The sequence below is a fragment of the Nocardia terrae genome, from assembly GCF_009760405.1.
In the GTDB taxonomy this organism is placed as follows: Bacteria; Actinomycetota; Actinomycetes; order Mycobacteriales; family Mycobacteriaceae; genus Nocardia; species Nocardia terrae.
Map to the genome: position 1 here is coordinate 350564 of NZ_WRPP01000003.1, position 24444 is coordinate 375007.

The 24444-nt window shown below is 62.4% G+C and carries 25 protein-coding genes; 10 read left to right on the plus strand and 15 right to left on the minus strand.

What is annotated here, in order from left to right; translation table 11 throughout:
• The first annotated feature begins 197 nt into the window (after positions 1 to 197).
• The 7 genes from GPX89_RS17015 (at position 198) to GPX89_RS17045 (ending at position 8152) form a co-directional block, all read left to right on the plus strand.
• A complete protein-coding gene (locus tag GPX89_RS17015) occupies positions 198 to 1097 on the plus strand; it encodes a helix-turn-helix domain-containing protein (RefSeq protein ID WP_157388533.1) in 900 nt (299 codons plus the stop codon).
• Positions 1094 to 1285: a DUF397 domain-containing protein gene (locus tag GPX89_RS17020; protein WP_328601928.1), complete on the plus strand. Its 192-nt coding sequence runs from the start codon at positions 1094 to 1096 to the stop codon at positions 1283 to 1285. Before GPX89_RS17015 ends, GPX89_RS17020 begins: the two co-directional genes overlap by 4 nt.
• A 79-nt stretch (positions 1286 to 1364) precedes the next feature.
• Entirely contained in the window at positions 1365 to 2633 is a 1269-nt protein-coding gene (locus GPX89_RS17025) for a DUF7373 family lipoprotein (protein ID WP_157388534.1), read from the plus strand.
• Positions 2634 to 2644: 11 nt separating this feature from the next.
• On the plus strand, positions 2645 to 3946 hold the full coding sequence (locus GPX89_RS17030) for a DUF7373 family lipoprotein (protein ID WP_157388535.1): 1302 nt from the start codon (positions 2645 to 2647) through the stop codon (positions 3944 to 3946).
• A 105-nt stretch (positions 3947 to 4051) separates the two neighbouring features.
• Positions 4052 to 5317: a DUF7373 family lipoprotein gene (locus tag GPX89_RS17035; protein ID WP_157388536.1), complete on the plus strand. Its 1266-nt coding sequence runs from the start codon at positions 4052 to 4054 to the stop codon at positions 5315 to 5317.
• Positions 5318 to 5326: 9 nt separating this feature from the next.
• Positions 5327 to 6634, plus strand: coding sequence for a DUF7373 family lipoprotein (locus GPX89_RS17040; protein WP_157388537.1), 1308 nt, complete (start codon positions 5327 to 5329; stop codon positions 6632 to 6634).
• A gap of 9 nt (positions 6635 to 6643) precedes the next feature.
• Positions 6644 to 8152: a serine/threonine protein kinase gene (locus tag GPX89_RS17045; RefSeq protein ID WP_157388538.1), complete on the plus strand. Its 1509-nt coding sequence runs from the start codon at positions 6644 to 6646 to the stop codon at positions 8150 to 8152.
• Positions 8153 to 8166: 14 nt separating this feature from the next.
• Here GPX89_RS17045 and eccB read toward each other — a convergent pair whose 3' ends face one another.
• The 12 genes from eccB to GPX89_RS17105 all read right to left on the minus strand — a co-directional run bounded on the left by eccB (position 8167) and on the right by GPX89_RS17105 (position 18003).
• Positions 8167 to 9750: a type VII secretion protein EccB gene (eccB, locus tag GPX89_RS17050; protein WP_328601929.1), complete on the minus strand. Its 1584-nt coding sequence runs from the start codon at positions 9748 to 9750 to the stop codon at positions 8167 to 8169.
• Between the two features lie 121 nt (positions 9751 to 9871).
• Positions 9872 to 10207 carry a hypothetical protein gene (locus tag GPX89_RS17055; RefSeq protein ID WP_157388539.1) on the minus strand — a complete coding sequence of 112 codons (336 nt, stop codon included), beginning with the start codon at positions 10205 to 10207 and terminating at the stop codon, positions 9872 to 9874.
• 49 nt (positions 10208 to 10256) lie between these two features.
• A complete protein-coding gene (locus GPX89_RS17060; protein WP_157388540.1) occupies positions 10257 to 10559 on the minus strand; it encodes a WXG100 family type VII secretion target in 303 nt (100 codons plus the stop codon).
• A 92-nt stretch (positions 10560 to 10651) separates the two neighbouring features.
• On the minus strand, positions 10652 to 11440 hold the full coding sequence (locus tag GPX89_RS17065; RefSeq protein ID WP_157388541.1) for an ESX secretion-associated protein EspG: 789 nt from the start codon (positions 11438 to 11440) through the stop codon (positions 10652 to 10654).
• On the minus strand, positions 11437 to 12468 hold the full coding sequence (locus tag GPX89_RS17070; protein WP_157388542.1) for a PPE domain-containing protein: 1032 nt from the start codon (positions 12466 to 12468) through the stop codon (positions 11437 to 11439). The genes GPX89_RS17065 and GPX89_RS17070 overlap by 4 nt, the downstream gene beginning before the upstream one ends.
• A 16-nt stretch (positions 12469 to 12484) precedes the next feature.
• Positions 12485 to 12799, minus strand: coding sequence for a PE family protein (locus GPX89_RS17075; protein WP_157388543.1), 315 nt, complete (start codon positions 12797 to 12799; stop codon positions 12485 to 12487).
• A gap of 32 nt (positions 12800 to 12831) precedes the next feature.
• The gene (locus GPX89_RS17080) at positions 12832 to 14178 is read right to left on the minus strand and encodes a hypothetical protein (protein WP_157388544.1); all 1347 of its coding nucleotides are present in this window, start codon (positions 14176 to 14178) and stop codon (positions 12832 to 12834) included.
• Positions 14175 to 14489, minus strand: a complete 315-nt coding sequence (locus GPX89_RS17085) for a hypothetical protein (RefSeq protein ID WP_235947470.1) — start codon at positions 14487 to 14489, stop codon at positions 14175 to 14177. The genes GPX89_RS17080 and GPX89_RS17085 overlap by 4 nt, the downstream gene beginning before the upstream one ends.
• 111 nt (positions 14490 to 14600) lie before the next feature.
• Positions 14601 to 14888 carry a YbaB/EbfC family nucleoid-associated protein gene (locus tag GPX89_RS17090; RefSeq protein ID WP_157388545.1) on the minus strand — a complete coding sequence of 96 codons (288 nt, stop codon included), beginning with the start codon at positions 14886 to 14888 and terminating at the stop codon, positions 14601 to 14603.
• Positions 14889 to 14911: 23 nt separating this feature from the next.
• Positions 14912 to 15163, minus strand: a complete 252-nt coding sequence (locus tag GPX89_RS17095) for a hypothetical protein (RefSeq protein ID WP_328601930.1) — start codon at positions 15161 to 15163, stop codon at positions 14912 to 14914.
• 198 nt (positions 15164 to 15361) lie between these two features.
• A complete protein-coding gene (locus GPX89_RS17100; protein ID WP_157388547.1) occupies positions 15362 to 16135 on the minus strand; it encodes an ESX secretion-associated protein EspG in 774 nt (257 codons plus the stop codon).
• On the minus strand, positions 16132 to 18003 hold the full coding sequence (locus GPX89_RS17105; protein ID WP_157388548.1) for a hypothetical protein: 1872 nt from the start codon (positions 18001 to 18003) through the stop codon (positions 16132 to 16134). Before GPX89_RS17105 ends, GPX89_RS17100 begins: the two co-directional genes overlap by 4 nt.
• A 374-nt stretch (positions 18004 to 18377) precedes the next feature.
• Between GPX89_RS17105 and GPX89_RS17110 the strand changes: the two genes are divergently transcribed.
• Genes GPX89_RS17110 through GPX89_RS17120 form a run of 3 tightly spaced genes read left to right on the plus strand, consistent with a single transcriptional unit; the run spans position 18378 to position 21051 of the window.
• Positions 18378 to 19634 (plus strand): hypothetical protein, encoded by a 1257-nt coding sequence (locus tag GPX89_RS17110; RefSeq protein ID WP_157388549.1) that lies wholly within the window; start codon positions 18378 to 18380, stop codon positions 19632 to 19634.
• Positions 19631 to 20230, plus strand: a complete 600-nt coding sequence (locus GPX89_RS17115; RefSeq protein WP_157388550.1) for a hypothetical protein — start codon at positions 19631 to 19633, stop codon at positions 20228 to 20230. Before GPX89_RS17110 ends, GPX89_RS17115 begins: the two co-directional genes overlap by 4 nt.
• 47 nt (positions 20231 to 20277) lie before the next feature.
• Positions 20278 to 21051, plus strand: a complete 774-nt coding sequence (locus GPX89_RS17120; protein ID WP_157388551.1) for a YbaB/EbfC family nucleoid-associated protein — start codon at positions 20278 to 20280, stop codon at positions 21049 to 21051.
• 161 nt (positions 21052 to 21212) lie between these two features.
• On the opposite strand, the gene GPX89_RS17125 is transcribed toward GPX89_RS17120, so the two are convergent.
• From GPX89_RS17125 to GPX89_RS17135, 3 genes are all read right to left on the minus strand, one after another.
• Entirely contained in the window at positions 21213 to 21584 is a 372-nt protein-coding gene (locus tag GPX89_RS17125; RefSeq protein WP_157388552.1) for a YbaB/EbfC family nucleoid-associated protein, read from the minus strand.
• A 117-nt stretch (positions 21585 to 21701) separates the two neighbouring features.
• The gene (locus GPX89_RS17130; protein ID WP_157388553.1) at positions 21702 to 22613 is read right to left on the minus strand and encodes a hypothetical protein; all 912 of its coding nucleotides are present in this window, start codon (positions 22611 to 22613) and stop codon (positions 21702 to 21704) included.
• On the minus strand, positions 22613 to 24427 hold the full coding sequence (locus GPX89_RS17135) for a hypothetical protein (RefSeq protein WP_157388554.1): 1815 nt from the start codon (positions 24425 to 24427) through the stop codon (positions 22613 to 22615). Before GPX89_RS17135 ends, GPX89_RS17130 begins: the two co-directional genes overlap by 1 nt.
• Between the last annotated feature and the right edge of the window lie 17 nt (positions 24428 to 24444).

The following is a 24444-nucleotide window of genomic DNA, read 5'->3' on the forward strand; positions in this document are numbered from 1 at the left end:
GCTGATCTTGGTCTGATTTCCGGCGGCTGCGCGCTGTCGCCATCTCCCAGTAGACACCCGAATCGGCGCGGAAATTGAGTTCATCGTGAACTGTCCACGAACTAGACTGAGGCGTCGATGGTGGACGTATCGGCCATGGACACAGCAATTTTGGACATAGCCATCGTGGACACTTATCCAGATAGCGAGGCTTACAAATGGCCGGATTGGCTGCTTCTCGCGTTGCATTTGGTTCATACATCCGCGAACTGCGGACACGGAGTGGCAAGAAACCGCTGGCGGCGGGCGTAGAGATCGACAAGTCGCGGCAAACGGTCGTGCGGATGGAGAACGGCTACCCGACGAACGCCAGCACGAACGATATAGACCGACTGCTCGGGTTCTACGGGGCGTCAGCCGAGGACAGACAGGAGGCACTTCGACTGTGGCAGGAAATGCGATCCGAGGAGAAAATCGCTCAGCAGCAGGGTGATTCGAGAGGCTACTGGCAGCCCTATGTCGATCAGGTCTGGGCCCATCTGCCCCGCTACCTGCGACTGGAAGATGCCGCCAATCGCGTGACCACCTACCAGTCAGCCCTGGTGCACGGGCTCTTGCAGACTCCCGACTATCGGCGAACTATCGCCCGAATCGATGAGCCGGACTTGTCCACGGTCGACACCGAACGACGAGTCGAGCTCGCGATCCGTCGCCAGGAAAGGCTGAACGATCCCGACTTCCGCCTCGAATTACTCATGTCCGAAGCTGTTCTCCGCAACCAGCCTGGCGGCCCGCAGGTCATGGCCGGTCAGCTGAGGCGGCTGGCCGAAGCCAACGAGCACGACAACATCAGCGTCAGGCTCATCCCCTTCGGTGTGGGCTCCCACCGCGGCCTGACGGTCCAGCCGTTCACACTCATACATTTCCCACCTCTGAACCGTGATGTCGCCGACGCCCCGGTGGTCTACCTCGAAAGCGGATCGGCCGGTGTCTACCACTCCAAGCCCGACGTGGTCGGCGAATATCAAGAGGTGATCTCACGCATCGGAGCGGTAGCGTTGAACGAAAGCGACACGGTCGACGTCATTTTGAAGATCGCGAAGGAGTACGAGGCGTGAGAAGCCATCCGCGCACACGCAACTGGTTCAAGTCGACCCGGTCCAAAGCCTCCGAGACTTGCGTCGAGGTCTGCTTCGAGGTCGGCTGTGTCGGGGTCCGCGACTCGAAGAACCCCGGCGGACCCGAGCTGTTCTTCGAAGGCTCCCAATGGGATACGTTCCTACGCAGCCGAATCTGGCAACGCTGACACACCCCCGACTCGCCGTTGGGCGATGATCTCCGGCATCATTGACTTCGTTGATCGATGACCGGGGGGATCTCGCGATATGGGCTACAGCTCAGGCCGACTACGGTCGGCAGGTATCTGGCTGCGCGCAGGAGCTGCTGCCGCACTGGCCTTTTCGCTCTTCGCGAGCGCAGGCTGCGGATCGGAATCCCATGCGGCCGAGGGACCGGCCATTGATCTGAACAAGCTCGATACCGGCAGCTACCAGACCAAGCCGCAGGACTTCGTACCCAAAGACCCGGCGCGAGCGGCACGCACGACCGAGGCATTGCGGCTCGGCGATATCATGCCCCTGCCGATGGAGATCGACCCGGCATTGACCCACAACGACGACGGGCCGCACCCGTTCACCGGAGCCGAGGAGGCGGCGATTCCGGCGCTGCCGGGAGGCAACTCGTTTCTCAACGGGCTCAACTACACGGACTTCACCGCGAACACGGCAGGATTCGTCGCCGGCTTCGCCACTGCCGCGGGGTCGGACGCGGACTACGGCGCGGCATATCACCTCACCGACGCCGTCATGATCTTCGACAGCGACCATGCTGCCGTGTCCGCGGCAAAAGCACTGGCTACCAGCGGCTTCTACCAGAACCCCGCACAGCCCAATGCCCGGGACGCCACGGCCGTACAGTCGACCATCCACCCGAATGCCGAAGTCAGGTGGATTCCCAACGAGCAGTTTCTGGCTTCTTGGTATCCCGTCGGGACGTTCGTCGTCCTGACCATCGTCAGCAATTCCGAGAACAGGAGGCTCGAACAATCCGACCTCCCCGGCCTGCTGGCCCTGTCCGACAAGGCGATCGACGTCACCACCGAGAAGTTGACGTCGTTTCGGCCGACGCGCGTCGACGAACTCGGCAGCCTCCCGATAGATCGGGATGGAATGCTCCGATTGACCCTGCCACGACCGCCAGGGGACACAACGGCGGATACTTTCGACGGCACGCTCGACCGGCACGGGGCGCTCCAGACTACGAACAGCGACCCGGCCACGATGGCGGCGCTGTACGACAAGAACGGCGTCGACGCCGTCAGTTACGGTGCGGGACTGCTGGTTCGGACACGCGATGGTGCGGCCCAGTCCTATCTCGATGCCGCGTACGGCAGCAGATTCGAGCGGCGCATCGATTCACCGCCCGGGTTGCCGAATGCGAGATGCACCAAGTATCACGGTCCCTCGGCGCATGCGTTCCCCTTTGCCTGCCAGGTCGCCCATGGACGTTACGTGGCCTCGGTGTGGTCTCAGCAGCAACAGGATGTGTATCAGCGGATAGCCGCCCAGTACGCCATCCTCGCGAACGACAAGTAGGGGGACCTGTGATGAATCGCGAGATTCTCTGTGCCACAGGAAACGTGGTGTTCGGCGTGCTGGCACTCGCACTGACCGCGGCCACCCTCACCGGCTGCGGAGGCCAGGTGAACGGCACCCCGGCGGCCGGTGAGGTCGATGTCCGGCAACTGCCGGTTGGCAACTATCCGATCGAGCCGCTCGATCTCCGGGTCGAGTATCTGCACTCGACCAACGACGGGTATCGACTCGCCATGGCACGGTTGGCCGATGCTGTCGTCACCGGGGTCGACATCGATCCGAAGTTCGCTCACAACAGTCTGGCAAAAGCATTTCTCAACACGGGCAGCGCGACAAATGTGCTCGCCGCCGCCGTTCAACCGGCGCTCAGGGACAACGGGATGAAATTCGGCTACAGCGCATCCGCGAGCACCGATACGTTGCTTCCGATCGACACCAGTGAGTACGTCACCAACAATTACGAGCCGTTCGGTGGACACCACACCAGCCCGGATGCCACCTCCTTCAACGTCACCGTCCTGCAGTTTCCCGACTCCCAGCGGGCGCGGGCGGCGGCGGAACAGTCGGAGGCCGCCGATTTCGCCGTCGCGCCCGACCAGAACGTCCGTGTCGCTCTGGACAAGCAGCAGGACGCGAAAGCACATTGGCGGCCGGGCATTCCGTCCTTGGCCGCCACGCTGGCGTACGGCGACTACGTTGTGAACGTCTACGTCGAACTGCCCAAGCCAGACCTGGACGGGCTCCGGCAACTCACCGAGCAGATCTTCGCCGCGCAACTGCCGCTCCTCGACCGGACTCCGCCCCTATCCGAGCGGCAGATCTTCCATCTCGACTACGACCCCGACGCCATGCTGTTGCGAACCCTGCACCCCGCCACCTACCTGAGCCTCGACGCGGTCACCGAAATCACGCACGCCGCGCGTGGTTACCTGCACTACGTAGAGGATCAGGCAACCATGAAGCGTCTCATGGACGACAGCGGCGTCGACCGGGTCTCGACCACCAAAAAGGGCGCACTCCTGTTCCGGGCGCGCGACACCGGGTCTGCGACCACCCTGTGGTCGGGAATCACCAAGCTCGACAAAGGATCCGTCGAATCCCCCGCCGGGGTTCCGGACGTGGCTTGCGTCGAAAACCCGAACCCCAAACCCCATTCCTGGGACTTCGACAACGCATGGAACGACTCGGGCAGATACATCTGCACCCTGCACTACGACCGCTACGTCGCCCGTGTGGCCAGCGGCCAGCTGATCGACGCGCAGCAAAAGGCGGCCGCACAGTACGCCTTGCTCGCCAACAGCCAGTGGATGTGAGAAGGACCGCAGCGGATTGGCATGATGCGCCTCACATCCTCGCCTCCCAGTACACTCTGCCCACGAGAAGCAAGGCATAACCGGCAATTCGGTATCGGCGGGGGGATGTTCGACATGCGTCATGGCGTTGGCCGACTACGGTCGGCCCACATCGGAGTGCGCGCGGCGACGGCCGCGGTACTGGCGGTCACAGTGCTGGCAAACGCCGGGTGTGGGTCGCAATCCCACGCGGCCGAGGACAAGACGGTCGATCTCGGCAAGCTCGATACCGGTAGCTATCCGACCAAACCCAAGGATCCGACCATCTCGGATCCGGCGAAGCAGGGGCGGATGCTCGAGGCACTGCGGCTCGGAAACATCCTTCCACTCGGATCCGACATCGATCCGGTGCTCGTGCACAACGGGTCCGGCACGCACGCGTTTACCGAGGCGAATTCGTTCAACAAGTCCCTCAATGTCGACCATTTCGCCGATGATGCACGCGGGTTCGTGGCAGGGTTCGCCACGAGTGCGCGCCCCTCGGAGGACGCCTCGCTCGGCTACACGCTGACGAACGCCGTCATGATCTTCGACAGCGAGGCCAATGCGACAGCGGCAGCGACCGCGCTCGCCCACAGCGGCTTCGTGCTGAAGGCAGGCCCGGGCTTTGTGCTGCAGAGCGAGGAGATCGAGACCCTCCAGTCGAACCAGCACCCAACGGCACAGATCATTTGGGCGCCTACCGAACGGCGACTCGGTTCCTGGTATCCCTCTGGGAAGTTCGTTGTTTTCACCATGATTGATCAGGTCGAGAACTTCGCCGTCGAGCAGGACTTCGGCGTCACGCCAGAGCCTGCACCGCTGGCATTGACCGACAAGGCCATTGACGTGACAGTCGACCGGCTGAAGAACTTCCAGCCGACACCACCGGACAAGCTCAGCGGGCTGCCGCTCGATCCCGACGGCATGGTCAGATTGACACTACCGAGCCCGGCGGGTGACTTGGGAGGCGATGGATTCCCGGGAGCTGTTGACCAGCACGGGATCATGCACTGGATGGGAGACACCGTCTTCTACAAGGCTCTGATGGATAAGGCGGGGGTCGATAGAGTCTCTGATGGTGCAGGATTCCTCGTTCGAACCAAGGATGATGCTTCCGCCCAGGCCTTCACCGATGGGGTATCCGCTTCGCGGTTCCAGCATCTGATCGACCCACCTGCGGGACTCCCGACGGCTCGCTGCGTCAAGTACCACGGCCCGGACGAGCATGCGGCGCCGTTCCACTGCTATGTGGCATATGGACGGTATTCCGCAACAGTGTGGTCTTTGCAGCAACAGGACGCATATCAACGGATCTCCGCGCAGTACGCCATCCTGGCCAGCAGCAAGTAGGGGGAGCTCGTGAAGAAAATCGGAACCCGCCGATCCACTGGCAGAGCAGTTTTCGGCGTACTCGCCGTCCTGTTGACCGCAGCATCGCTTGCCGGGTGCGGCGGCACGACCAACGGCACCCCGGCCGCGGGCGAGATCGACGTCCGAAAGCTGCCCATCGGCAACTTCTCGACCGATCCGCTCGATGTCCGCTATACCTATCAGCACAATGCCAGGGACGCAAAGGAAATGGCCCTCGCACGCCTGATGGACAATGTCGTCATCGGAGCCGATGTCGACCCGAAGTTCAGTCACAATGTCACCGCGCTACTGATGGATTCGTTGGACTCCGCACATGCGTCACGAGTGCTGGCTGGCGCCGTCGAACCCGTGTTGAAGAGCAACGGCATGATGTTCGGCTTCTCCGCTGCGGCAAGCACGCGGGCCCTGCCCAAGTCGCGCGAAGTCGATCAGACGGACAATTTCAATCCGTTCGGCGGCGCCCTCGGTGACCCGGAATCCACCGCCTTCAATGTCACGGTGTTGCAGTTCCCCGATCAACAGCGCGCACAGGTGGCTGCTGATCAGATGGAGGCCGCCGACTTCGCAGTGGCGGCTGATCAAAATGTCCGAGTCACGCTCAGCAAGCAGCCGAGCGCGAAAGCCCACTGGCGGCCCGGTGTTCCATCGATGGCCGCCACGGTGTCACACGGCCAGTACGTCGTGAACGTCTATGTCGCACAGCCCAAACCGGATCTCGATGGACTGCGAGAACTCACCGATCAGGTCTTGACAGCGCAATTGCCGCTCCTCGACCAAGCGCCGGCCTTGTCACCGCACGAGATCTTCAGACTAGACTACGACCCTGATGCCATGCTGCGTCGAACGCTGCACCCCAGGAACTTCTTCGAGGCCAAACCTATCCACGAGGCAATCCATACGCCCCGAGGCCACCTGCACTTGGTTGACGACCAGGCAACCTGGAAACCGCTACTGGACGCGAACGGGGTCGATCGAATCTCCACCGCAAGCAGCGGCGGACTGCTGTTCCGAACACGTGATGCCAATGCCGCCGCCAAGCTGTGGTCCGGAATCGTCGCCACCACAAGCGGATCCGTCGAGGCACCCGCCAATGTCCCCGATGTCTCCTGTACCGAGAACAAGACTCTTATCGGCGACGCATGGTGGGGGTATTACGTCGGGAAAACGGGCGGCTTCTACGTGTGCACATTGCGGTACGACCGCTACGTCGCCCGCGTCGCCGGGGACCAGCTGATACAGGCTCAACAGGCGGCCGCTGCACAGTATGCCCTGCTGGCCAACAGTCAGTACATGTGAGGAATCGGGATGAATATCGGACCGGGCACCATCATCCGCGGCTACCGCGTCGAGCGCGTACTCGGGGCGGGAGGCATGGGCACGGTGTATCTGGCCAAGCATCCCGAGCTACCGCGGTGGGACGCTCTGAAGGTTCTCAGCCCGCAGTTCAGCCGGGATACAGAGTATCGGGCCCGGTTCGAGCGGGAGGCGAATCTCGCTGCGGCTCTGGATCATCCGAATATCGTTTCGATCTACAATCGTGGCGAGGACAACGGCCAGCTCTGGATCGCGATGCAGTACGTGAACGGCATCGACGCGGCGGCGGCCGCCGAGCGAGATCCCCGGTCGATCACCCCTTGGCGCGCATTGCACATCGTCACCGAGGTCGGACGCGGCCTCGACCACGCACACCGTAGGGGTCTGCTGCACCGGGACGTCAAACCCGCGAACTTCCTGCTGTCCATGGGTGACAACGGGGAAGAACGAGTGCTGCTCACCGACTTCGGCGTTGCGAAGTCGACCGAGGACACCAATGAGCTGACCCAGGCCGGCGGATTCGTGGCCACCATCGCCTACGCCTCGCCCGAGCAATTGAGTGGACACAGACTCGATCATCGCGCTGATATCTATAGCCTCGCATGCTCGTTCTTTCGCCTGCTGACCGGACAGAATCCCTATCCGGGCACGCAACCCGCAGTGGTGATGATGGGCCACCTCAGCGAACCGCCCCCGCGAATCACGGCTGTGGATCCTACGCTCCCGACTGCAGTGGACGATGTACTCGCTGTCGCTATGGCCAAGGATCCGGCGGATCGGTTCGATACCTGTCATGAATTCACGACAGCGCTGAAATCCGCGCTCGAGTACGGGGTTTCAGGGCTGTCGATGCAGACCCTGCCTCACGAACGATCCACCACCCTCGCCGCAGCCGCATCAACGGAACCGAGCACGTCGGCGAAACCAGGCGGTCGTAAACGCGCCCTGATAATCGGCGGAGTCGCCGCAACAGTTATCGCGCTGGCCGCGGGAGTGGGCATTTGGGCTACGCAGGATGGCTCAACGGCCTTCGCGACCCAGAATCCGATGGCCATCGCTCGCTCGCAGAATCCTGCATTCAAGGACAAATCGATTGTCATAGTGGATGTCTCAGGCCAGAGCGGCAACAAGGCTGAGATGGATGTCCAGTTGAAGCCGGGCTCTCAGTCGAAATTCCTCGAAGACCTCGGCTTCGCCTACAGTCCGAACTACCTCCGCAAGGGGGACGAGCCGAATCCTCGCCCCATCCCGTCGGATTTCAATTCTCAGTACGATGCGCTGAAGCCGATCACCACAGGCTACGTGCTCGCGGTCCGCAGCGACACGGATGCGAGCGGCGGCGGCCTGGTGAACCTTCCGGTGAACTTGGCGGCCAGTCAGGCCACCGTGATCGTCCTCGATGACCCTGCCGCGGTCACCGCGATCCGTCAGTGGTCGAACAATTCCGAACAGATTCTGCTGGACAAGCTGCTGCCGATCCTGCGCAAGAGCGTGAAGTAGCTCCGGACCCGCCGTTAACCGCATGCCTTGTCGCACTTGGGCGGCAAGGTGTCCCAGCTCTTCTGTGCATCGTCCACGGACAAGGTGGGCCCGGGAATCAGCGCGCTCACAATCGAATACGGGGCAAGGTGGGGCTTGGTATCGAGCCCTAGAATCCCCGCCGTCTTGAAATCCGGGATGCTGTACTTGATTCCGTTGTCAGCGATATAGTACAGGCCGTCGCGCTCCTGACTCCCTGGCTTCACACCGGTCGTCTGCACGAACTCTCCGGTCGTAGGTGAGACGAAGACCCTGTCGACTCGGTCACCGGCGGTGCCGTCAGCAGTTGCCAGCGTGACCGGTGTCTGCGAGTCGCGGAGTGGGTAGCGAGTGCCGACCAACAGTTGGACCGTAGCCCAATCAGAGGGGCTTTCAGTGGCATCCGACTGATCCTTGCCGAAACCGCTCTTCTTCGTCCAGGTGACGCAAGTGACCGGATTCTCCGATGCGGAAATGATCTTCGGTGCGACGCTGGGGAAGTCGTCGATCGGCAGTCCCGGATCGTTCTTGTCGGACGCGTGCTTCTGCGGAATTCCCGCGATCATGGCGGGCGTCACGTTGGTGAACCCGTCGGTGCTTTGATTCTTCGAGTTCGCATACGTGATGAACTGAGCGGTGAACAGCGAAACGCGTTGAATAGCGTTGGTCAACACGACATACAGATCCGACCGACCCGAGCCGTCCATGGCCGCGACCTGGATGATGTTGCCGACCTTCACACTGCTCAGCTGGCCGGGGCCGTTGCTCTCGCCGGCGTTCGGAATCGTGGGCAAAACCAGAGGAGGAACCGGGACCGGCGCTCCAACCAGGTTCGACGAGATCGGTCGCGCGGTCGACAAATCGAGCACCGAGGACAGGGCGGTCTGCGTTGCGACGTCATTCTGCGGGTTGACCTCGGCGATCTTGCCGTCGTAGATCAGATAGGTGTGGTCCTTCTTCTGATCGTCGGTCTTCTTCGCCAGAACCGCGGTCCCCGCATCGGCAACCTTGACGTGGTCACCAAGGTCCACGCTCCCGGCGATGACTGCCGTCTCCGCTCCCGTTGAGGACAGAGAACCACCGGACGCGGACAACGGCACCTTGTCACACAGCGTCCACTGGGATCTGGTGCCCTGGCCACTGCCGGGCAAAGCGGCTGGGACACCGGGGATTCCGCGAATCGGACCGCGGGGAACCGAGTTGAGCTTGCTGTCCTTGACCGATGTCGGCGACTCGTCCTTCCCCGCCAACAACCGTGCGGACGCGAGATTCAAGGACGGATACAGCGTCATCTTGTTCTTGTCGTCCTTGTCCCGCACGACGACATAGAGGGCGCCACTGTCCTTGCCCATGACGATATTCGCGTTGCCGATCGAGCCCTGCGGACGGATGAAGGCCATGATCGCCGCACCCGCGACCACGAGCACTGCGAGAACCGCTCCGACCATGAGCGATCGGAACTGAGACCGCATCGGATCGTGCAGCATTCTCACGTCGCGGCGTACCAACGCGTGATCGAGCCGACGCAGCAGGAAGCGGTACCCATTGACCTGGGCACGGGTGGTCAATTGGGCTGGCACTAACCAAATCCTCCGTCGAACCGGGAACTACTGAGCAGATAGATTACTGGCGGCGGACCGACGACAGCGCACTCCTCCTGGCTGGAGAAGTGCGCTGTCGTCGGTAGCACCGATGCACTCGCTAGCCGTTGAACATGTTGCCGACTCGGGCATCCGCGGAGAGAGCGTTGTTCAGAGCATTCTCGACAGCGGAGGTCACAGCGTCCAGGGTCGACAGGCACTTGTCAGCGTAGGCCTTGTCCCAGTCGTTCTTCGCGGCGACGACGGCCTCGAGAGCGCCGTTCTCCGCACCGCTGGCCGGGTTGGACCAAGCCGACTTCAGGCGCTCGTAGGCCTGGCCGAGATCGCTGGAGGTGTCGATCGCGACAGTACCGTCGCCGGCAACGGCAACCAGATCCTTGTGGTACTGCCGGAGGTGTTCCGCCAGCTGGGTCATTCCGGCCTTGTCGTAAAGCATTTTTCGTCCTTTGCAGGTGATGGAGAGTTGGTGTTGGCGCTAACCGCTACTAGCCGAGATTGGTCAGAGCGCTAGCGAACTTGTCCTTGTTCGTGATGTCCGTGTCCTCGAACACGTTGGTGCCCGAGCCGACCTTCTCCTGGAACTCGTCCATGGCCGCGTTCAGCTTCTGGGCCTCCGCATCCCACGCCTGGGCGGCGGTGTTGAATGCGCCGGCCGCTTCACCCTGGAAGCTGCTCTTGGACGAGTCCACCTCGTCGGTGATCTTCTTCAGAATGCCCTTGATGGACGCGACCACGTCCGCCATGTGGCTCTGCGCCGCCTTGGCGAGTTCCGCATCATTTGCAACCATCGTCTGTACCTTGCCTTTTCTTGGGATGGATAGGCGATGCGTTGCGCATCACCGGTTCGGGGTGGATCAGCTGCAGGTGGGTCACGCCGGACTCACGACAGCCACCTCCCCCCAGGCAGCGAGTCGATCAGTGCTGAAATCGACTGCGCGATACGGTGATCACTGCCCGGTGTCAGCGTGGACCAGAGCGTCTGGTCCGGGGCGACCCCCGGTGCGGCCACGATGCGGCCCCGTGCGGTGTCGTAGACCGCGACGGCTCCGGGCGATCGGTCTGTGAGGCCGTCGGCGTAGGCGTAGGCCACGATTTCGGCGTAGGCGTGGATGGTGGACAGGGCGAGACCGTAGGCGGTGGCGTCTGTGTCGGGGACGCCGAGGTTGTAGACGGTGTTCGCGTAGTCCGCGGAAGTCGTTGCGGCGTCGAGGCGTTCGGCCAGGTCTGCCGATTCTGCGCTGAAGGCGGTGAGGTCGGCGGCAGGGCAGGGGCCCAGCGCGTCGAGGAGGGGGCGGGCCAGGGATGCGCCCGAGCCGTCGGACCACAGGGAGTGGATGTCGAGGGCGTCGCCGCGACGGGTGGCCACCACATGATCCTCGCCGCGGCGGGCCACACAGACACGGAGCGGGCCGTCTGCGGTGTGGACTCGCATGGCCAGTTCACGATCCGGCTGAGCCAGAGTGAAAAATGCTGCGGCAGTGTCGGTGTCGACGTCGCCGTGGGCGTCGACGATGCGGCGGGCGCGTAGGTCGGAGCGAGCTAGTTCCTGCGCCTGCTCCCATTCCGAGTACGAGTCCTGCTGCGGACCGATGGATAGGACGAGGGGCAGGGTCTGTACACCTAGGTGTCCGGCCAGCGCGATCACACCGTCGTTGGTCAGCGTCGTCATGAGGCGGCCTGCCCACTGCCGGATTCGGCTGTACCGGAGGCACTTTCGGATCCCGTGCTGCCCGCGTTGAAGGCGATGTCGACCGGGGCACGCTGCGCGGACGGGTCGACGCCGCCGAGCACGGCGGGGGCGGCCTCCATGCCCGAGGTGAGGCCCAGATCGCCGGCGGGTGCGCCCACGAGTCCGGCGCGTGGGATGTGCTCCTCGTCGCCGTCCTGGCCGCCCGTACCCGCCGCGGTGGGCGCCATGGCCTGGCCGGTCTGCTGCACTGTGACCGGTTCCGTCACCACGCGTTGCGTGGTGGTCGTCTCCTCGGCCGCGACGGTCGTCGTCGTGCGTAGCTTGGCCAACGGCATCGGTGGCAGGTTGAACGAATCGAGCGACAGGGTCGGTAGCGAGGTCGGCATGGCCGTCGGCGTTTCCGGGGTCTCGACGGGCGCGGCCGGTTGCTCGGTAGGAGTCAGCCCGGCGGTCACCTGCGGCGGCGCCTCGTGTTCCCAGGGCTTGGCCAGGTTTTCGGTGGCGGCCTCGTAGGTGCGCATCACCCGGGCCGCTTCGGCCTTTGCCTTCTCCACGTCGGTGTCGGTGCCCGCCATCGCGCCCAGGAGGATCGGGCCCATGGCCGGGCCCAGTTGCCCGAACAACTGCTGGATGTCCTTGAGCTTCTCGACCTCGTCGACATCCGGCATGGTCAGTTTCGCGAGTTCGTATGCGGCGGCATGCGCTTCGGCCTGCGCCGCGTTTCCGGCCGCGGCCGAGGCGGAGGTGCCGAGCCAGTCCCGCAGGGCCTTGATGCGTTCGATGAACGGTCCGCTGTTCTTGGATTCCCAAGCGCTGTCCAGGATTACGAGGATCCGCTCGTACTCCAGGGCGGCGGCCGCGAAACCCGCGCTCAAGCGCGTCCACGCGAGACCCGCCTCGGCGGCGGGTACCGCACCGGCACCCGTCACCAGGTCACGCGCCAGCTGCTCGGGCGGTCGGGATTCCCAAACCGTCTCGGTGAAGCCGGGTTTCGTCGGTTCCAGCATCGGAGATGGTCTCCGCTCAGCCCGCGAAGCCGAGGACGGACTGCTCCTCGACCTGACCGAAGGCATCGAACTGGCTGCGCAATTCCGCGGCCAGGTTGCGCAGCTCGGTGACGCCGTCACCGCCGGAGGTGACGAACGAGGTCGCCACCGCGCCGAGGGTCTGCGCGGCACGCACCGACACCTCGTCGGCGCCGGCGGGCGCGAAGTCGAGCTTGACCTGCTCGACATCCAGTCCGGCCGCGACACGGTCGGCCAGCGCGTCCAGCTGGGCCGCGGCGTCGCGTGCGGTCGAGGCGTCGAAGCGCAGACCGTCGAATGCGTTGGTGCTCATGCCATTCCTCCTATTACCCCTGGCAAATCTTTTCAGAGAGTGAGCGCCTTGTCCGGCGGCTCGTCGATGGCCTCGATGGCGCCGACCACCGGCAGGACCACACCCTCGATGGTTCCGACCACCTCGTCGCCGTTGACTCCGGTGACCAGACCGGAACGGTCCGAGTTCGACTCCTCGTCGGCAGCACCGGCCCGGCCCGCGGCACCCGCGGCCCCGCCCATGCCGGGCGAGGAAGTGGTGGTCGTGGTGCGGGCTGCGGTCTCGGTCGTCGTGCTGGTCTTGGGAGATCCGGTCGCCGTGACCTCACCGGTCGGGATCTTGTTGGCGCCCAGTGTGTTCGTCGGCGTCGTGGTGCTGGGTGTACCGCCGCCGAAGAGGGTGCTGAGCGGACTGCCGCCGCCACCGTCGACCTTCGAGGTGTCGAGATCGGTCTTCTTCTCGTCGTCGGTCTTGGTGGTGGTGTCCGTCGGCGTGGTCGTCTTGTTGTTCGTATTGGTATTGGTGTTGGTGTTCGTATTGGTGTTGCTGTTGCTCAGCGCCGAGCTGATATCGCTGCCGACGGTGGAGGCGACCGAGGACGCCTTCGAGGCCACATTGCTCGCCACGGTGGGCGCGACGCTGGTGATCGGCTGCAGCGCGGTGCCCACCATGTTCGCCAGGTCGGCGAGGTTGGAGGCGATCGGCGCGCCCGCGATCAGGATCTTCGTTCCGGCTGCGGCGATCTCGGCGGTGCTGCCCGCCAACTGGAGCGAGGTCTGGGCCGCGATGGCGGAGCCCTCGCTGATCGCGTCGGTGGCGGTGGCGATCAGCCACGGGATACCGGCGGGGGTGGCCAGCATCGCGATGCCGGCACTCACCTGCGCGACGAATCTCGCGATGAGAGCGCTCATTTCGGCGTAGCCCTGAGCGACGATGGCCTCGGCGCTCAGCAGGATGCCATGTTGCTGGGTCCCCTGCGCGGCGACTTCCCCGGTCTGCCCCTCGACCGTCTTGCTCTTGTCCTGCGCAGCGGTGGCGGCGTCACCGGTCCACGTGTTCGAGACCGTGCTCGTCGCCGACTTGCTCTGTGACGCAGAGGAAGTCAGCGCGCTCACCAGCGACGTCAGAATGGTCGCGGGATTGAAACTGCTGTTGCTCAGGCTGCCGGTCCCGAAGGACTGCAGCAGGCTGACAACCGGCTGGATCAGAGTCGTCAGGTCGATCGTCGGCAGCGTGGGTAGCTGGATGCCCGACAGATCCGGCAGGCTGATCGACGAAAGCGAAGGCAGCTGCGGCAATCCCAGATTGCTCAATACGTCGGTGACCGGCGTATCGAGGTACTGACCGACCGGACTGCTGCGTAGCTCGTCCAGAACGGTCGGGTTCGACGGACTGGTCACAGCACCGTCGAGAGGAAGTTGGCGGCTGAGGTCACTTCATTGGTGCCGTAAGCGCCGACGGCCGCGTACGCCGTGGTCGCGGTGTCCGCGTGCACGGCCGCGATCTCCACCGACGACATCAGGAAATTGCCCTGCGCGGCGGCGAAGGCCGCCAGGAATTCCTGGCCGATCAGCCCGAAGACCGGAACCGCCTGCGCGAGTGCGGTACCCACATCGACCGCGGCCGTCCCCGCGACCTGGGTGGCGATGCCCGCCTTCTCGGTGGCGTACGCGAGGATCGGCGGAAAATCCGCCGCTACGTGATCGGCCATGGTGTGTCCCTCCCACTACCTTTGATCTTGCTCAGACTACAAGTGCGAATTTCCCTGTGCCAGACCGCAAGGTGCAAACTCTGACTCAAGGTTGTGTTAACAAACCGGACGTTACCCGGCCATCTCGTCATTGAAGCGGTTAACGATCTCAGCGCGGCGCTCGAACGCTCGCCGCGCGGCCTGAGCGGACGTGTGCACCACGGTCCGCTCGAACTCCGCGGGCGTCATCCGCGAGACAGCGCTGGTGAACTGGAGATCCTTGAGCGCACCGTTTCCGTCGACCTCGACCGTGACAGCACCGTCCTCGGAGGTTTCCCGCCCCCGAACCGCCGCCATCTGTTCGGCCAGATCCTGAAACCGGTACAGCTGCCGCCGAACCTGCTCCTGCAGCTCATCCATCGACGAGACCACGCTGCCCCCTCTCACACCGTCCTGAGCCAGCTCTGCGGCTCAGTATCGTAGTCCTGCTCCTCGACAATCTCCTGTCGAGCGACATCGGCTTCGGTGGGCAGGCCGGTGCGGGCGAGGCCCGCGGCATCGAGTCCGGCGTCCTCCAACTGCTTTCGCAGCTCCAGACCGGCGCGATTGGCCGCACGCTGGCACAGCCTCAGCAATTCGCCCGCGAGGTGATCGGGATCCCGGCGAAGCTCGTCGGGATCGACCTTGACGGCCAATGGCAATCCCTGGTGAGTTGTTTTCACCCGAATGGACCCGGTAATTGTGGCCGCCGTCACGGAGGCCCAATCCCCCTGGGCCGAGCCGGAACTCACCGCCTCAACGTCACTCATCGCGAACTCCCTCCCAGTTAGCTATGCGTATGGATATCACAGAGCTGTCCCACGCACCAACCGCTTTTGCCGAAACCATACCGATCATCCGCGCTCGTCCTTGATCGTCCGCACCACCGCGGCAACGTAGTTGTTGAGAACCGCGATGAATCGCCGCTCGTCCACCGCGAGCGCCCGGTCCGGGTTCTCCGTGACGACGTATCGGCCATCGCCTTCCAGATCACGGAATCGGACCGTGTGGCAAGTGGTTCCGCGGGGGCCGAAAAGCGATCGGCCTTGGACGATACGGATCTCACCGGCCGTCGTGACGGGCGTCGCCAGGAACTCGCGCGTCTTGAATATCTCGGCGTCGGGCGCGGCGGCAATAGCCGAACGACCGAACTCGTGATCCAGATCCTGTTCACGAGAGGCCAATCCGATATCTCCGAGGCCACCCCGTTCGACGGGAGGCAGCGCGCTCACGATTTCGTCGGCCAGCCGGATCGGATCGCATTCGGTCACCGCGTATCCGCCGCGGTGGAAGTAGCTCGTGCCGGGCAACTGCCTGATCAGGTAGCCGTTCGGTCCCTTGCGGGTGGCGCGTGCCCGGATCATGGAGTCCGTGGCGAAGCGGTCCTTCTCATTCCACCCGTACGCGGTCAGGGACAGATCCGGGTTCGCCATGGCGTCGAACACGACCTCGAAATCTCCGCCGACCTTCTGGCCCAGGCCTTCCCGGGCGTCGCGTTGCTCGGCGTCGAATTCATCCACGGTGCGGGTGGCCGAGGTGAACAGGAAAGGCTTCGGCGGCGCCTGCCCGGTCCGGTCCATCCAGAGCGTGTAGAACTCGGCCTCGGTGAACCGCCAGCTCCGCGTCACGTCTCCGCGACCGGGATGACCGCGTCCGGAACCTCACCGAGAGCTTCCGACAGTTCGTCGAGGCCTTTGAGGTACTCCGGGCGCTGGTATTCCTTGCCTTGCCCCTGCGCTCCGGCCCCTGGCGTGCCTGGCATTCCGCCGGTCATACCGGAAGAGGTAGCGGACGTGGTCGCCAGTCCGGCGCGCGTTACCGTGGCCGTCTCTTCTTCCGTTTCCGTTGCCGGAGTTGCGGAATAGGGCGCCGGCTCCGTCTTCGGCGTCTCGGGTGAGCCCACGCCGGTGGGCGTCGTCGGACTACCGCCGGTCGGGCTGTCGCCACTCGGGATCAAGCCCATGTCCTGCAACTGCTTGGTCAGCTGATCGGTCGGCTCGGTGGTCTTGGTGGTCGTCTGGGTGGTCTGCAGACCCTGCTGAATCGCGGACGCGACCTTCTCGACGCCCTGCTCCACTGCTGTAATGCCCGACTGCAGAATCGTGCCGGCCTGAGAGATCAGGGACTGAAGAGTGCTGTCGGTCGTTGTCGATGTATTCGTCTTGGTCGTATCCGTGGTTTTGGTGTCGGTGGGCGTATTGGTATCGGTGGGCTTGGTCTCGGTCGTCTGGGTAGGGCTGTCGACCTGCGTTGTCTCGGTCTTCTTCGAATCCGTCGGCTTCGGGGTGCCCGTGTCCTGCGGCGTATTTCCGTCTTGCTGTGGGGTATCCGACTTCACCGGCGTGACGGCCACCGCCGCTTTGGGATCGGGAATCTCGGGCACGGCCTTGCTGGAGTCCTTGACCCCATTGCCGTACCACTCGTCCCATGCCTGCCGCATCTCGTCCATCGCCTCGTCGACCGCGCTCTGCGAAATCGGCATCTCGACAGCAGCCCTACCGGCCGCGACAAGCTGAGTGGTCTGCGCAATGCTCTTGGACGGCAAGAAATTCTGCAGCTTCTTCAGCCAACCCTCCGCGAACGCGAGATTCGCGCTCATCAACTCCATCGAGTCGGTGAGGGTCTTCACGTTGTCGAGGTAGTGCCCGATCCCGTCCCGGGCCTGCTTAGCGGAGTCCGAAGCCCACACCGTGTCCCCGGTCGCCTCGATGCCCTGGTAGGTCTTCAGATACTTGTCCTTGGCCGCGGCGAAGGTAGCCGCCTGACTCTTGATGTAGGCGGCGGCAGTCTTCCAATCCTGCGCATGGCCGGCCAGGTCACTCAGAATCGTCGAATCGTGAATGTACTGCCAGTGATTATGGAAGTCGTCCCAGCCGTACTGACTCCCCGGCTCACCCACGATCTCATCGCCACTCAGCTTGATCCCCGCACCGTGCGCCAGTGCACTCAGCTGACTCGCCTGCTCCGTGGTCTGCAGCTTGTTGGAGTAGTCGTCCTTCGACGTCCCCGACCACTCGTAGACGTTCCCCCGACCAGACTGCCCCCACCCCGGCAGACTGACGGCATCCACGTGCTGCGTCAGCGCAGCCAGTCCCGACACAGCCAACCCTGGCTGACCGGTATTCGTTTGCAGGCCTTGGAATTTCGCCTGGACGTTCTGATCGAAGTTCACGGCCGACGTCTGATCAGCTTGCGCGTACTCCTTGTTTGCGGCCACGAACGCCTCACCCATACTGGTGAGAACCTCGACGTGATCCTTCGCAACAGTGCCACTCAAACTCTTCGTGGCCTCATTGAACCGCTCCGCGAGCTTCGCCCCAGAGGCCCGCTGGTTGAACGCCGGCAGATCCTTCTCCGGCTGCACCAACGCGAACGCCGCCTGCACCACCGTCAACATATCCGCGGCCTGCTGCGCCATCGTCTGCGCAGCCCCGGAATCGAAGTAAACGCCCTTCCGGCCATCACTTCTGAGACCACTGAAGTCATCATCGGCCATAAGACGTTCTCCCTCCACGCCCAACCACGTTGCGATCCAACGTCATCACGACCTCAGCTGCACCGCCCCGCCCGGCCCCCAGCGCCGGCGTCGCCCGACCGTACCACGAGGTTTCCAGCCGGGCTGGCCGCGAGGGCCCACCCGACCGTAGAGCTTCACGGTACCGATATCTCAAACTTGTCCGCCCCCAAGGGATTAGGTACAGTCACCGCGCGACTGTTACCCAATTTACTGACGGTCACACAGGGGGGTGGAGTAGTGATGTCGGGTCGAATCATCCGGCAGGTCCCGATTGCGTTAGTGCGACTTTCAGCTTATTCCCCTCAATTAATCCGTGACCGTTCATATCCCGTGGTCGAGAAGGACATAGAGCTTTGACACCCGTTGTGCGCGTTCCACCCACAGAGGATTTCACGCAATTCAATGCCCTGGTTTTAGCTCAGAGTTCGCACTTCGATTTGATGGTCGACTGGGCGGGTAACGAATGCCGGAAGACCGACGGGCTGGAGGGCCTCACAAAACCGTTGGTAAAGAAGGTGGAGGCTGCTTCGGATTTCATCGGCGGGAAGCTGAAGGACTGCCGAAAGGGAATGGATACGATCCAAGGAAAGATGTACGACGCGAGCCGAACATTCCAGAATACCGAAACGGACAACACAGCAGCCTTCACATCTATCTTCGGAGGAAAGCTCGCCGGAATCCCGGATATCTCCACTATTACCCAACACGATTTGATCGGAACATTCGACGACGACAACGTGATTCTAAAGACCCCGAATGTGGACACCGAGTACCAGGAAGGCGCTCTGCGCATGTCCAAAGACCTATCCGCCTATCATAACCAATACAAGGGCGTTAAAGGCGCAAAGGGTCCGGTAAGTCACGAGTTGACTGCGATCGATAAGATATATCGATTTGTCACAGGACATAGCCTTATCAGTCAACTATTTGAGCCGCTGGCCGGCGATTGGGGCAGACTCAGCTATCTACACGAGGCCTACAAGACGCTGAGTGACGGATGCTACACCGTTTCAGCGAACCTGACCAAAGGCTTGTGGAAGCTAGGAGGAGAGTGGGAGGGCGAGGGCGGCGAGGCCTTTGATTCGTACATGTTCAAATGGTCTCAGGGCATCGGAGGAATTGGCGATTACGCAAGGGTGGTGGCCGACGCATGCGACGTAGGATATCACGCTATACTAATGCTCGTCAGATCAGCCGTAACCGCAATCGACGCGTTGATCAACAAAGCACTTGACCTATTGAAAGACAAAGTTGAGAAGATGGCCGCCAAAATGGCGGCAATTGAGGTAGTGGGCGGCGGCCCCGAGGACCCCGTCGCGGATGTTGTCGCCGTAGGCTTCGCCCTGTGGGATATTATTGACATCTACAAGAAGGTGAATACAATCGTCAACGACGTCGCCAGGATCGTTGGCATATTCACAAACATATCGACAAAGATCGATGAGATTTCCAAGGCCCTGGATCCGGTCGCCTACAATGTACAGGAGTTTTTCGCCCCCGGCAGTCAGAGCATTTCGGACTGGTTCTCGCAATCGGTAGTGAGCCCCGAGAGCAAGCCGGGATGGAACCCGGCCCTAGGAATGGCGCGGGTCAAGATGCTTCCCCAGTGACCGATCGTATTCCTATTCAAAATGACGTGAATTCTTTGAGATGGCAGGTATCTGTGGTTGAGACTTTTGAGAACCTTATGGAGTTTTCGATAGTTACTAGCACTCGGCGACGAAGGTGCGAAGTTGTCTCGACTCAAACAGGTCAGGCTATTGCGCTGCTGCAAGGCGAAGGGGTGTACGTCGGTCCAAAGTTTGATGTAAAGATAGGCCGATGCAATCGTAAATCCGCCTACTCCGCCGATGGCGAGTACCTAGGTCATATAATCTCCAAAAAGGCGCGTCGTGGCAGTCTGGCATATATTCGAGAATTCAACCAGGAGGGTCTGGGTGTCCTGATTGGACGCCGGGTCGACGTCGGCGCGAAGTTAGCCAATACCCCCGGCAGCATGCTCCTCGAAACCATACAGTTTGTTAACTGGATGCTACCTTTTCGCATTCGCTTCGAAAGCGCCGACAGCCCAGGGTTCGAAGTCTTCAAGAAGCCCGGTCCGTCGACTGACCTTCATTTCAAGGTCTACGACCACCGCGTCAGCAGAATGTTGATGATTTCCTGCTATGAGCTGATAGTGGCAGAGGAGGGCGGGGACGGCTACTGATGTCCACATGTCGTCGTCTACCAAATTTCGAGGGATGAAAATCTCCTATGTCGACCTACTATGATGAATTCTATTTGGTCTCACAGGCAGAATTGGATGGCGTTGTAACCGGTATCCAAAGGAAAGTTCGCGAACTGGAGGAATCCGCGCGGCGGCTGAAGGTTGAAAAAACACCCGGTTGGTCGTCCGATGGGCTGGTTGGGGTTGCCGTAAACCTGGCGGGCATTGTACAAAAAGTCAGACTGGCACCGGAGACATTCGAAAACAGCCACCCAGAATATCTTGGCCGTTCCGTTGTCCAGGCGATCAACCGGGCGGTTGGACAGGCAAATGCGGTGCGCATGGAAGTATCGGCGACAGCAGGATCCGATGTCCGACAGATGCTCGACATCATGGGCATACGATTGCCCAAACCAGAACCTCGTCGGCAGAACGAGACTGTGGAGGCGGCGTCGAACGACAGTTCCGTCCAGCTCGTGATGAGCATTCGCGGTTCCGTCACCGAAGTTCGGATTTCGCGAGAAGCGTTCCGCGCCAAAAGGATCAACAGCCTGGCGGCTGCCATAACCGAGGCAGCGCAGCGTGCGGCGTATGAGGTGCACGGCGCCAAGTTCTCAACGCTCGATGCAGAGACACTCAGTACAGCCGAGGATTGGTTCATGCCAAGCATCCGAGCCGACAACCGGGCCACAGGGGCAACCACCCAATTGCATAGATCGCGCGAGCATTTGCCGCGGAGGCCCTCGCCTGACTCGCGGTCGGCACCCAACCCGGAAGAGTGGGAGGAGCCCACCCCGCTCCGCATCACCTATACGCTCTGACATCGCCAGATCGGAGCCCAGTCCCTGCGCTCCCGATCGGCGATGCGTATCGAAGGGGTTGCTTCGAGTCTCACACTTCTCCCCACCCCCTGGACCGGCCGATAGCCGGGTCATCGGTACAGACTTGCCATCCAGCCGCTCAGCGGCCGAGCAGGAGGTGGTCACAAGGTATGTGTGATACGCATCGGCGGCGCAAGTTCCTCCCAATCCGGCGGAGTGGGTGAGTCCTGCGGACCGGGTGAAGCGGTCGGATTCGGGAGTTCAGGCGCGTCCAGCTGGTCTGTGTAGAGTTCGGTGGCTTTGTCCTGTGCCTGCAGCCGCGCCGCTTCGTGGCACTGAGCGATGACTTGCGCCAGTTGATCTGGATTGGCAGACATCGCAGCCTGCGAAATCCGGAGATCAGTGATCGTTCCGTTTCTATCGGTTTCGACGGCAACCGTGCCGCCAGCCGATGCGACTTTACCGCGCACCTGCATGATCGCCTCTTGCAAGCGGGCGTTGCGCGCGGCAATCCGCTCCCGATCGGTACTCAACTCATTCCCCTGTTCATACAACGTACTTCGCCGACGGCGATCATGCTTCGATGACTCGCTGTCGACTTGCCTCGGTGCCGAGCTCTTCGCGGAGCTCTGGATTTTCGGTCGCCTGAGTCAAAGCGTCGCCGGCGTGAAGTCCCCGGCGATGATCCTGCGGATGCTCGAATCGGCGCCGAGTTCGGCGCGCATCTTGGGATGCCCGAGGTAGAAGCGCAACGCGGAATACAGTCGAGGAGCGCCGATTTCAAATGACTCGGGACGAAGAGTCCACACTTCGAGCCCGTTCTCGAGCTTTGCCGGGCGCTCCGTGCCGAACGGGCCGAATAAGCCGTGATGCCGGCGGGCCACTCCGGCGGCAGGGTTGTAGGTGATCGCGACAGTCGGCACTGTTACGGGCGATTTCCTGCCTGTTGAGATGGCGGTCGAGGAGGCGTTGATCGCTTCGACTGCCGCCCACGGGAAGAATGTTTCGACCGTGGTTGAGCGATGACGAATGCCCGTCTCCGACAATGTGATGCGTGCGGTCGCGAAACCGCCCCGAAGAAACTCGACACCGGCGGCCGCCGCGAAAATGGCGAATCCCAACAGCACGATACCGAACACAGGTGACCGCGCCAGCGTCGCGGAATCGACCCACGGGACCTTGTTTTCCAGTCTGAGGACACCCCACCACCCCGCAGAGGCAGCGAAGCTCGCGAGGAAAACGAAGGTCGACCAGATAGGTCGCGCAAACCTGAACGTAATGCTGGCGGGGTCTGCCTTCGTCCGCGTGACGCCGCTGGAACGACCCACCCGACGTCGCCGATAGAAACCGAGCGAACCGCCAATGGCAGACACGCATGTGACGGCAAACAGCGCGAACAGGCCAGCCTTGAGGTATCTCGCTTGGGTGAGCGCTACGACCGCCTCGACGACCAAATAGCCGCCGGCGCCGAAGAAAAGTACGGTACCGGCAGCAATCCGCCAGTCCAGGCGGATCTTCCACTCGTCCGGCACCGCGTTGGCGGGAATGCGTACAACACTCATCAGTCACCCAGCTTCCATGCTTTGTCGAACAGCCAGCCACCGATCTCGCCACCGGCAATCGCTCCGAGTGCGGCCCCCGCGGGTATTGTGATCGGCTCCGCGCCTGGAACGAGAGCACCGAGGGTTCCTCCGACGTCCGCGCCGATGTCGCCCGCGCCAATTTGGGCTACCGTCGAGCCGGCGGCTTGCAGGGGACTGGCGTTTCCACTCATGACGTCCAATACGCCTGCGGCAACAGTCGCACCAGGGCCGATGAAACTGGATCCTGCCTTGATGTCTCGCAGGCCCTTCTCGGATTCGGACATGATGTCGGTGGTTGGCAGCTTACTCAACTTGAGGTCGGCGAACTTGTCGGCTGCCGACGCCGCGCCACCGACACCATCCAGGTTGGGATGGGAGAACCACTCGTAGGGACCGGATGCGCTCCGCCCGTCGGGCAAGGTGATGATCGTAGTACCAGGATCATCACTGTTCACACCGGCAATTTTCAGCACCTTCGTTTGATCGCTGCCGGCGCCGTCCTTGTACAGGGTTGTGAGCTGACGTGTCTCACCCGACGTCCCTTTGTAGCTGACCGTTGTCGACAGGAGCTTCCCGTTTTTGTCGTACTGGTCGTATTTCACGGTCGGCTGTGCCGCTGAACCGGGGTTGTCGGGGTCGGTTGTGGTGGTCTGAGTAGCCACCGTCTTGGAACCGTCCTTCATGGTGATGGTCTTCGTGGGTTGGCCCTTGTCGTCCACCCCGTCGACGGTGCTGACGACGGTCGTCGCATCGATCGCGGCAGCCACCGACTGATTGTCGGCCGCGTTACCCGATTCTTTAGGAACGGCTAGAGTCGCGATGCCCGCAATATCGGATATCGAGCCTAGGTTGTCGCAGCCCTCGAACGCCGCGGCCCACACGCCCGGCAGACCACTACGATTCCAGATCGCGGTGAAATCGTCTGCGGCACTGTTGATGACATCCGGTTGTGCGCCGTCGAGCGCCGAGATGTTGACATTGGTTCCCATACTGACCGCGGTCGCGAGCAAGTCGGGCAGGGCCTTCGGGGCTTCCTTGTCGACACCGTCGCGCAGGGTCGTGAGTTGGTCGTGATGGTTCCCGACCGCCGTCGCGATTCCCTTCGCCGCCGCCGCGATTCGCTGTGCGCCCTGTTGCAAGGTGTGGAGGGTTTGGACGATGTCGTCCTTCTCAGGCGCGTCGACGCTCGCGAACGAGTCGGCGATCTGCCCCAGCTTGGCAGACGAGCCTGTCACCGCGTCGCTCGCCGCGAATGCCTGCCAGCCCTTCGCCGCTGCCGCCAGCAGGTCGGTATCACCATTGGGGAAGGTCACATTCCGCGCTTTAAGTGCGGATATCAATGTGCCAGACCACTTCGGAGCGCCTCCGCTGAATGTCAGCCCGTCGCCGTTGTCGTTGGTGGGATCAGGAGTCTTGGGCACGTCCTTGTCTCCGAACAGCGGATTCGCCGCCAGCGTCGGCTTCGTCGGCGCAGTGCCTTTGTCCGACTTCGGGTTCGCGTTGTAGTTGGAGGTGTCCCAGTTGTATCCGCACACGTTCAGAATGTCGGCGAATCGCTGGGCGGCATCAGAGACCGCAGCGGCGAGGGTGTACAGATCATCGCTCGACTGCTTGTACCGTGTGTTCCATGCCAGGGCTTGCGGATGGTTGCCGCCCATGCCTTTTGTCTTCACATTCTCGATACCGCTGACCTCGGGGGCCAAGGTCTGTTTAACAGCGGTGGCAACGGCGTTCCCGATCTCGGCCAGATCCTTGCCAGCGGTGTAATAGGTACTCGGGTTTACTGTTACCACGTTCTATCCTCGGAAGC

What these genes read in the sequence shown, in the direction of transcription:
- GPX89_RS17130 (WP_157388553.1), bottom strand. Translation starts at nt 22,613, where the DNA reads ATGAGTGTTGTACGCATTCCCGCCAACGCGGTGCCGGACGAGTGGAAG.
- GPX89_RS17030 (WP_157388535.1), top strand. Translation starts at nt 2,645, where the DNA reads ATGAATCGCGAGATTCTCTGTGCCACAGGAAACGTGGTGTTCGGCGTG.
- GPX89_RS17055 (WP_157388539.1), bottom strand. Translation starts at nt 10,207, where the DNA reads ATGCTTTACGACAAGGCCGGAATGACCCAGCTGGCGGAACACCTCCGG.
- GPX89_RS17045 (WP_157388538.1), top strand. Translation starts at nt 6,644, where the DNA reads ATGAATATCGGACCGGGCACCATCATCCGCGGCTACCGCGTCGAGCGC.
- GPX89_RS17025 (WP_157388534.1), top strand. Translation starts at nt 1,365, where the DNA reads ATGGGCTACAGCTCAGGCCGACTACGGTCGGCAGGTATCTGGCTGCGC.
- GPX89_RS17085 (WP_235947470.1), bottom strand. Translation starts at nt 14,489, where the DNA reads ATGGCCGATCACGTAGCGGCGGATTTTCCGCCGATCCTCGCGTACGCC.
- GPX89_RS17075 (WP_157388543.1), bottom strand. Translation starts at nt 12,799, where the DNA reads ATGAGCACCAACGCATTCGACGGTCTGCGCTTCGACGCCTCGACCGCA.
- GPX89_RS17070 (WP_157388542.1), bottom strand. Translation starts at nt 12,468, where the DNA reads ATGCTGGAACCGACGAAACCCGGCTTCACCGAGACGGTTTGGGAATCC.
- GPX89_RS17120 (WP_157388551.1), top strand. Translation starts at nt 20,278, where the DNA reads ATGTCGACCTACTATGATGAATTCTATTTGGTCTCACAGGCAGAATTG.
- GPX89_RS17105 (WP_157388548.1), bottom strand. Translation starts at nt 18,003, where the DNA reads ATGGCCGATGATGACTTCAGTGGTCTCAGAAGTGATGGCCGGAAGGGC.
- GPX89_RS17015 (WP_157388533.1), top strand. Translation starts at nt 198, where the DNA reads ATGGCCGGATTGGCTGCTTCTCGCGTTGCATTTGGTTCATACATCCGC.
- GPX89_RS17060 (WP_157388540.1), bottom strand. Translation starts at nt 10,559, where the DNA reads ATGGTTGCAAATGATGCGGAACTCGCCAAGGCGGCGCAGAGCCACATG.
- GPX89_RS17065 (WP_157388541.1), bottom strand. Translation starts at nt 11,440, where the DNA reads ATGACGACGCTGACCAACGACGGTGTGATCGCGCTGGCCGGACACCTA.
- GPX89_RS17090 (WP_157388545.1), bottom strand. Translation starts at nt 14,888, where the DNA reads ATGGATGAGCTGCAGGAGCAGGTTCGGCGGCAGCTGTACCGGTTTCAG.
- GPX89_RS17035 (WP_157388536.1), top strand. Translation starts at nt 4,052, where the DNA reads ATGTTCGACATGCGTCATGGCGTTGGCCGACTACGGTCGGCCCACATC.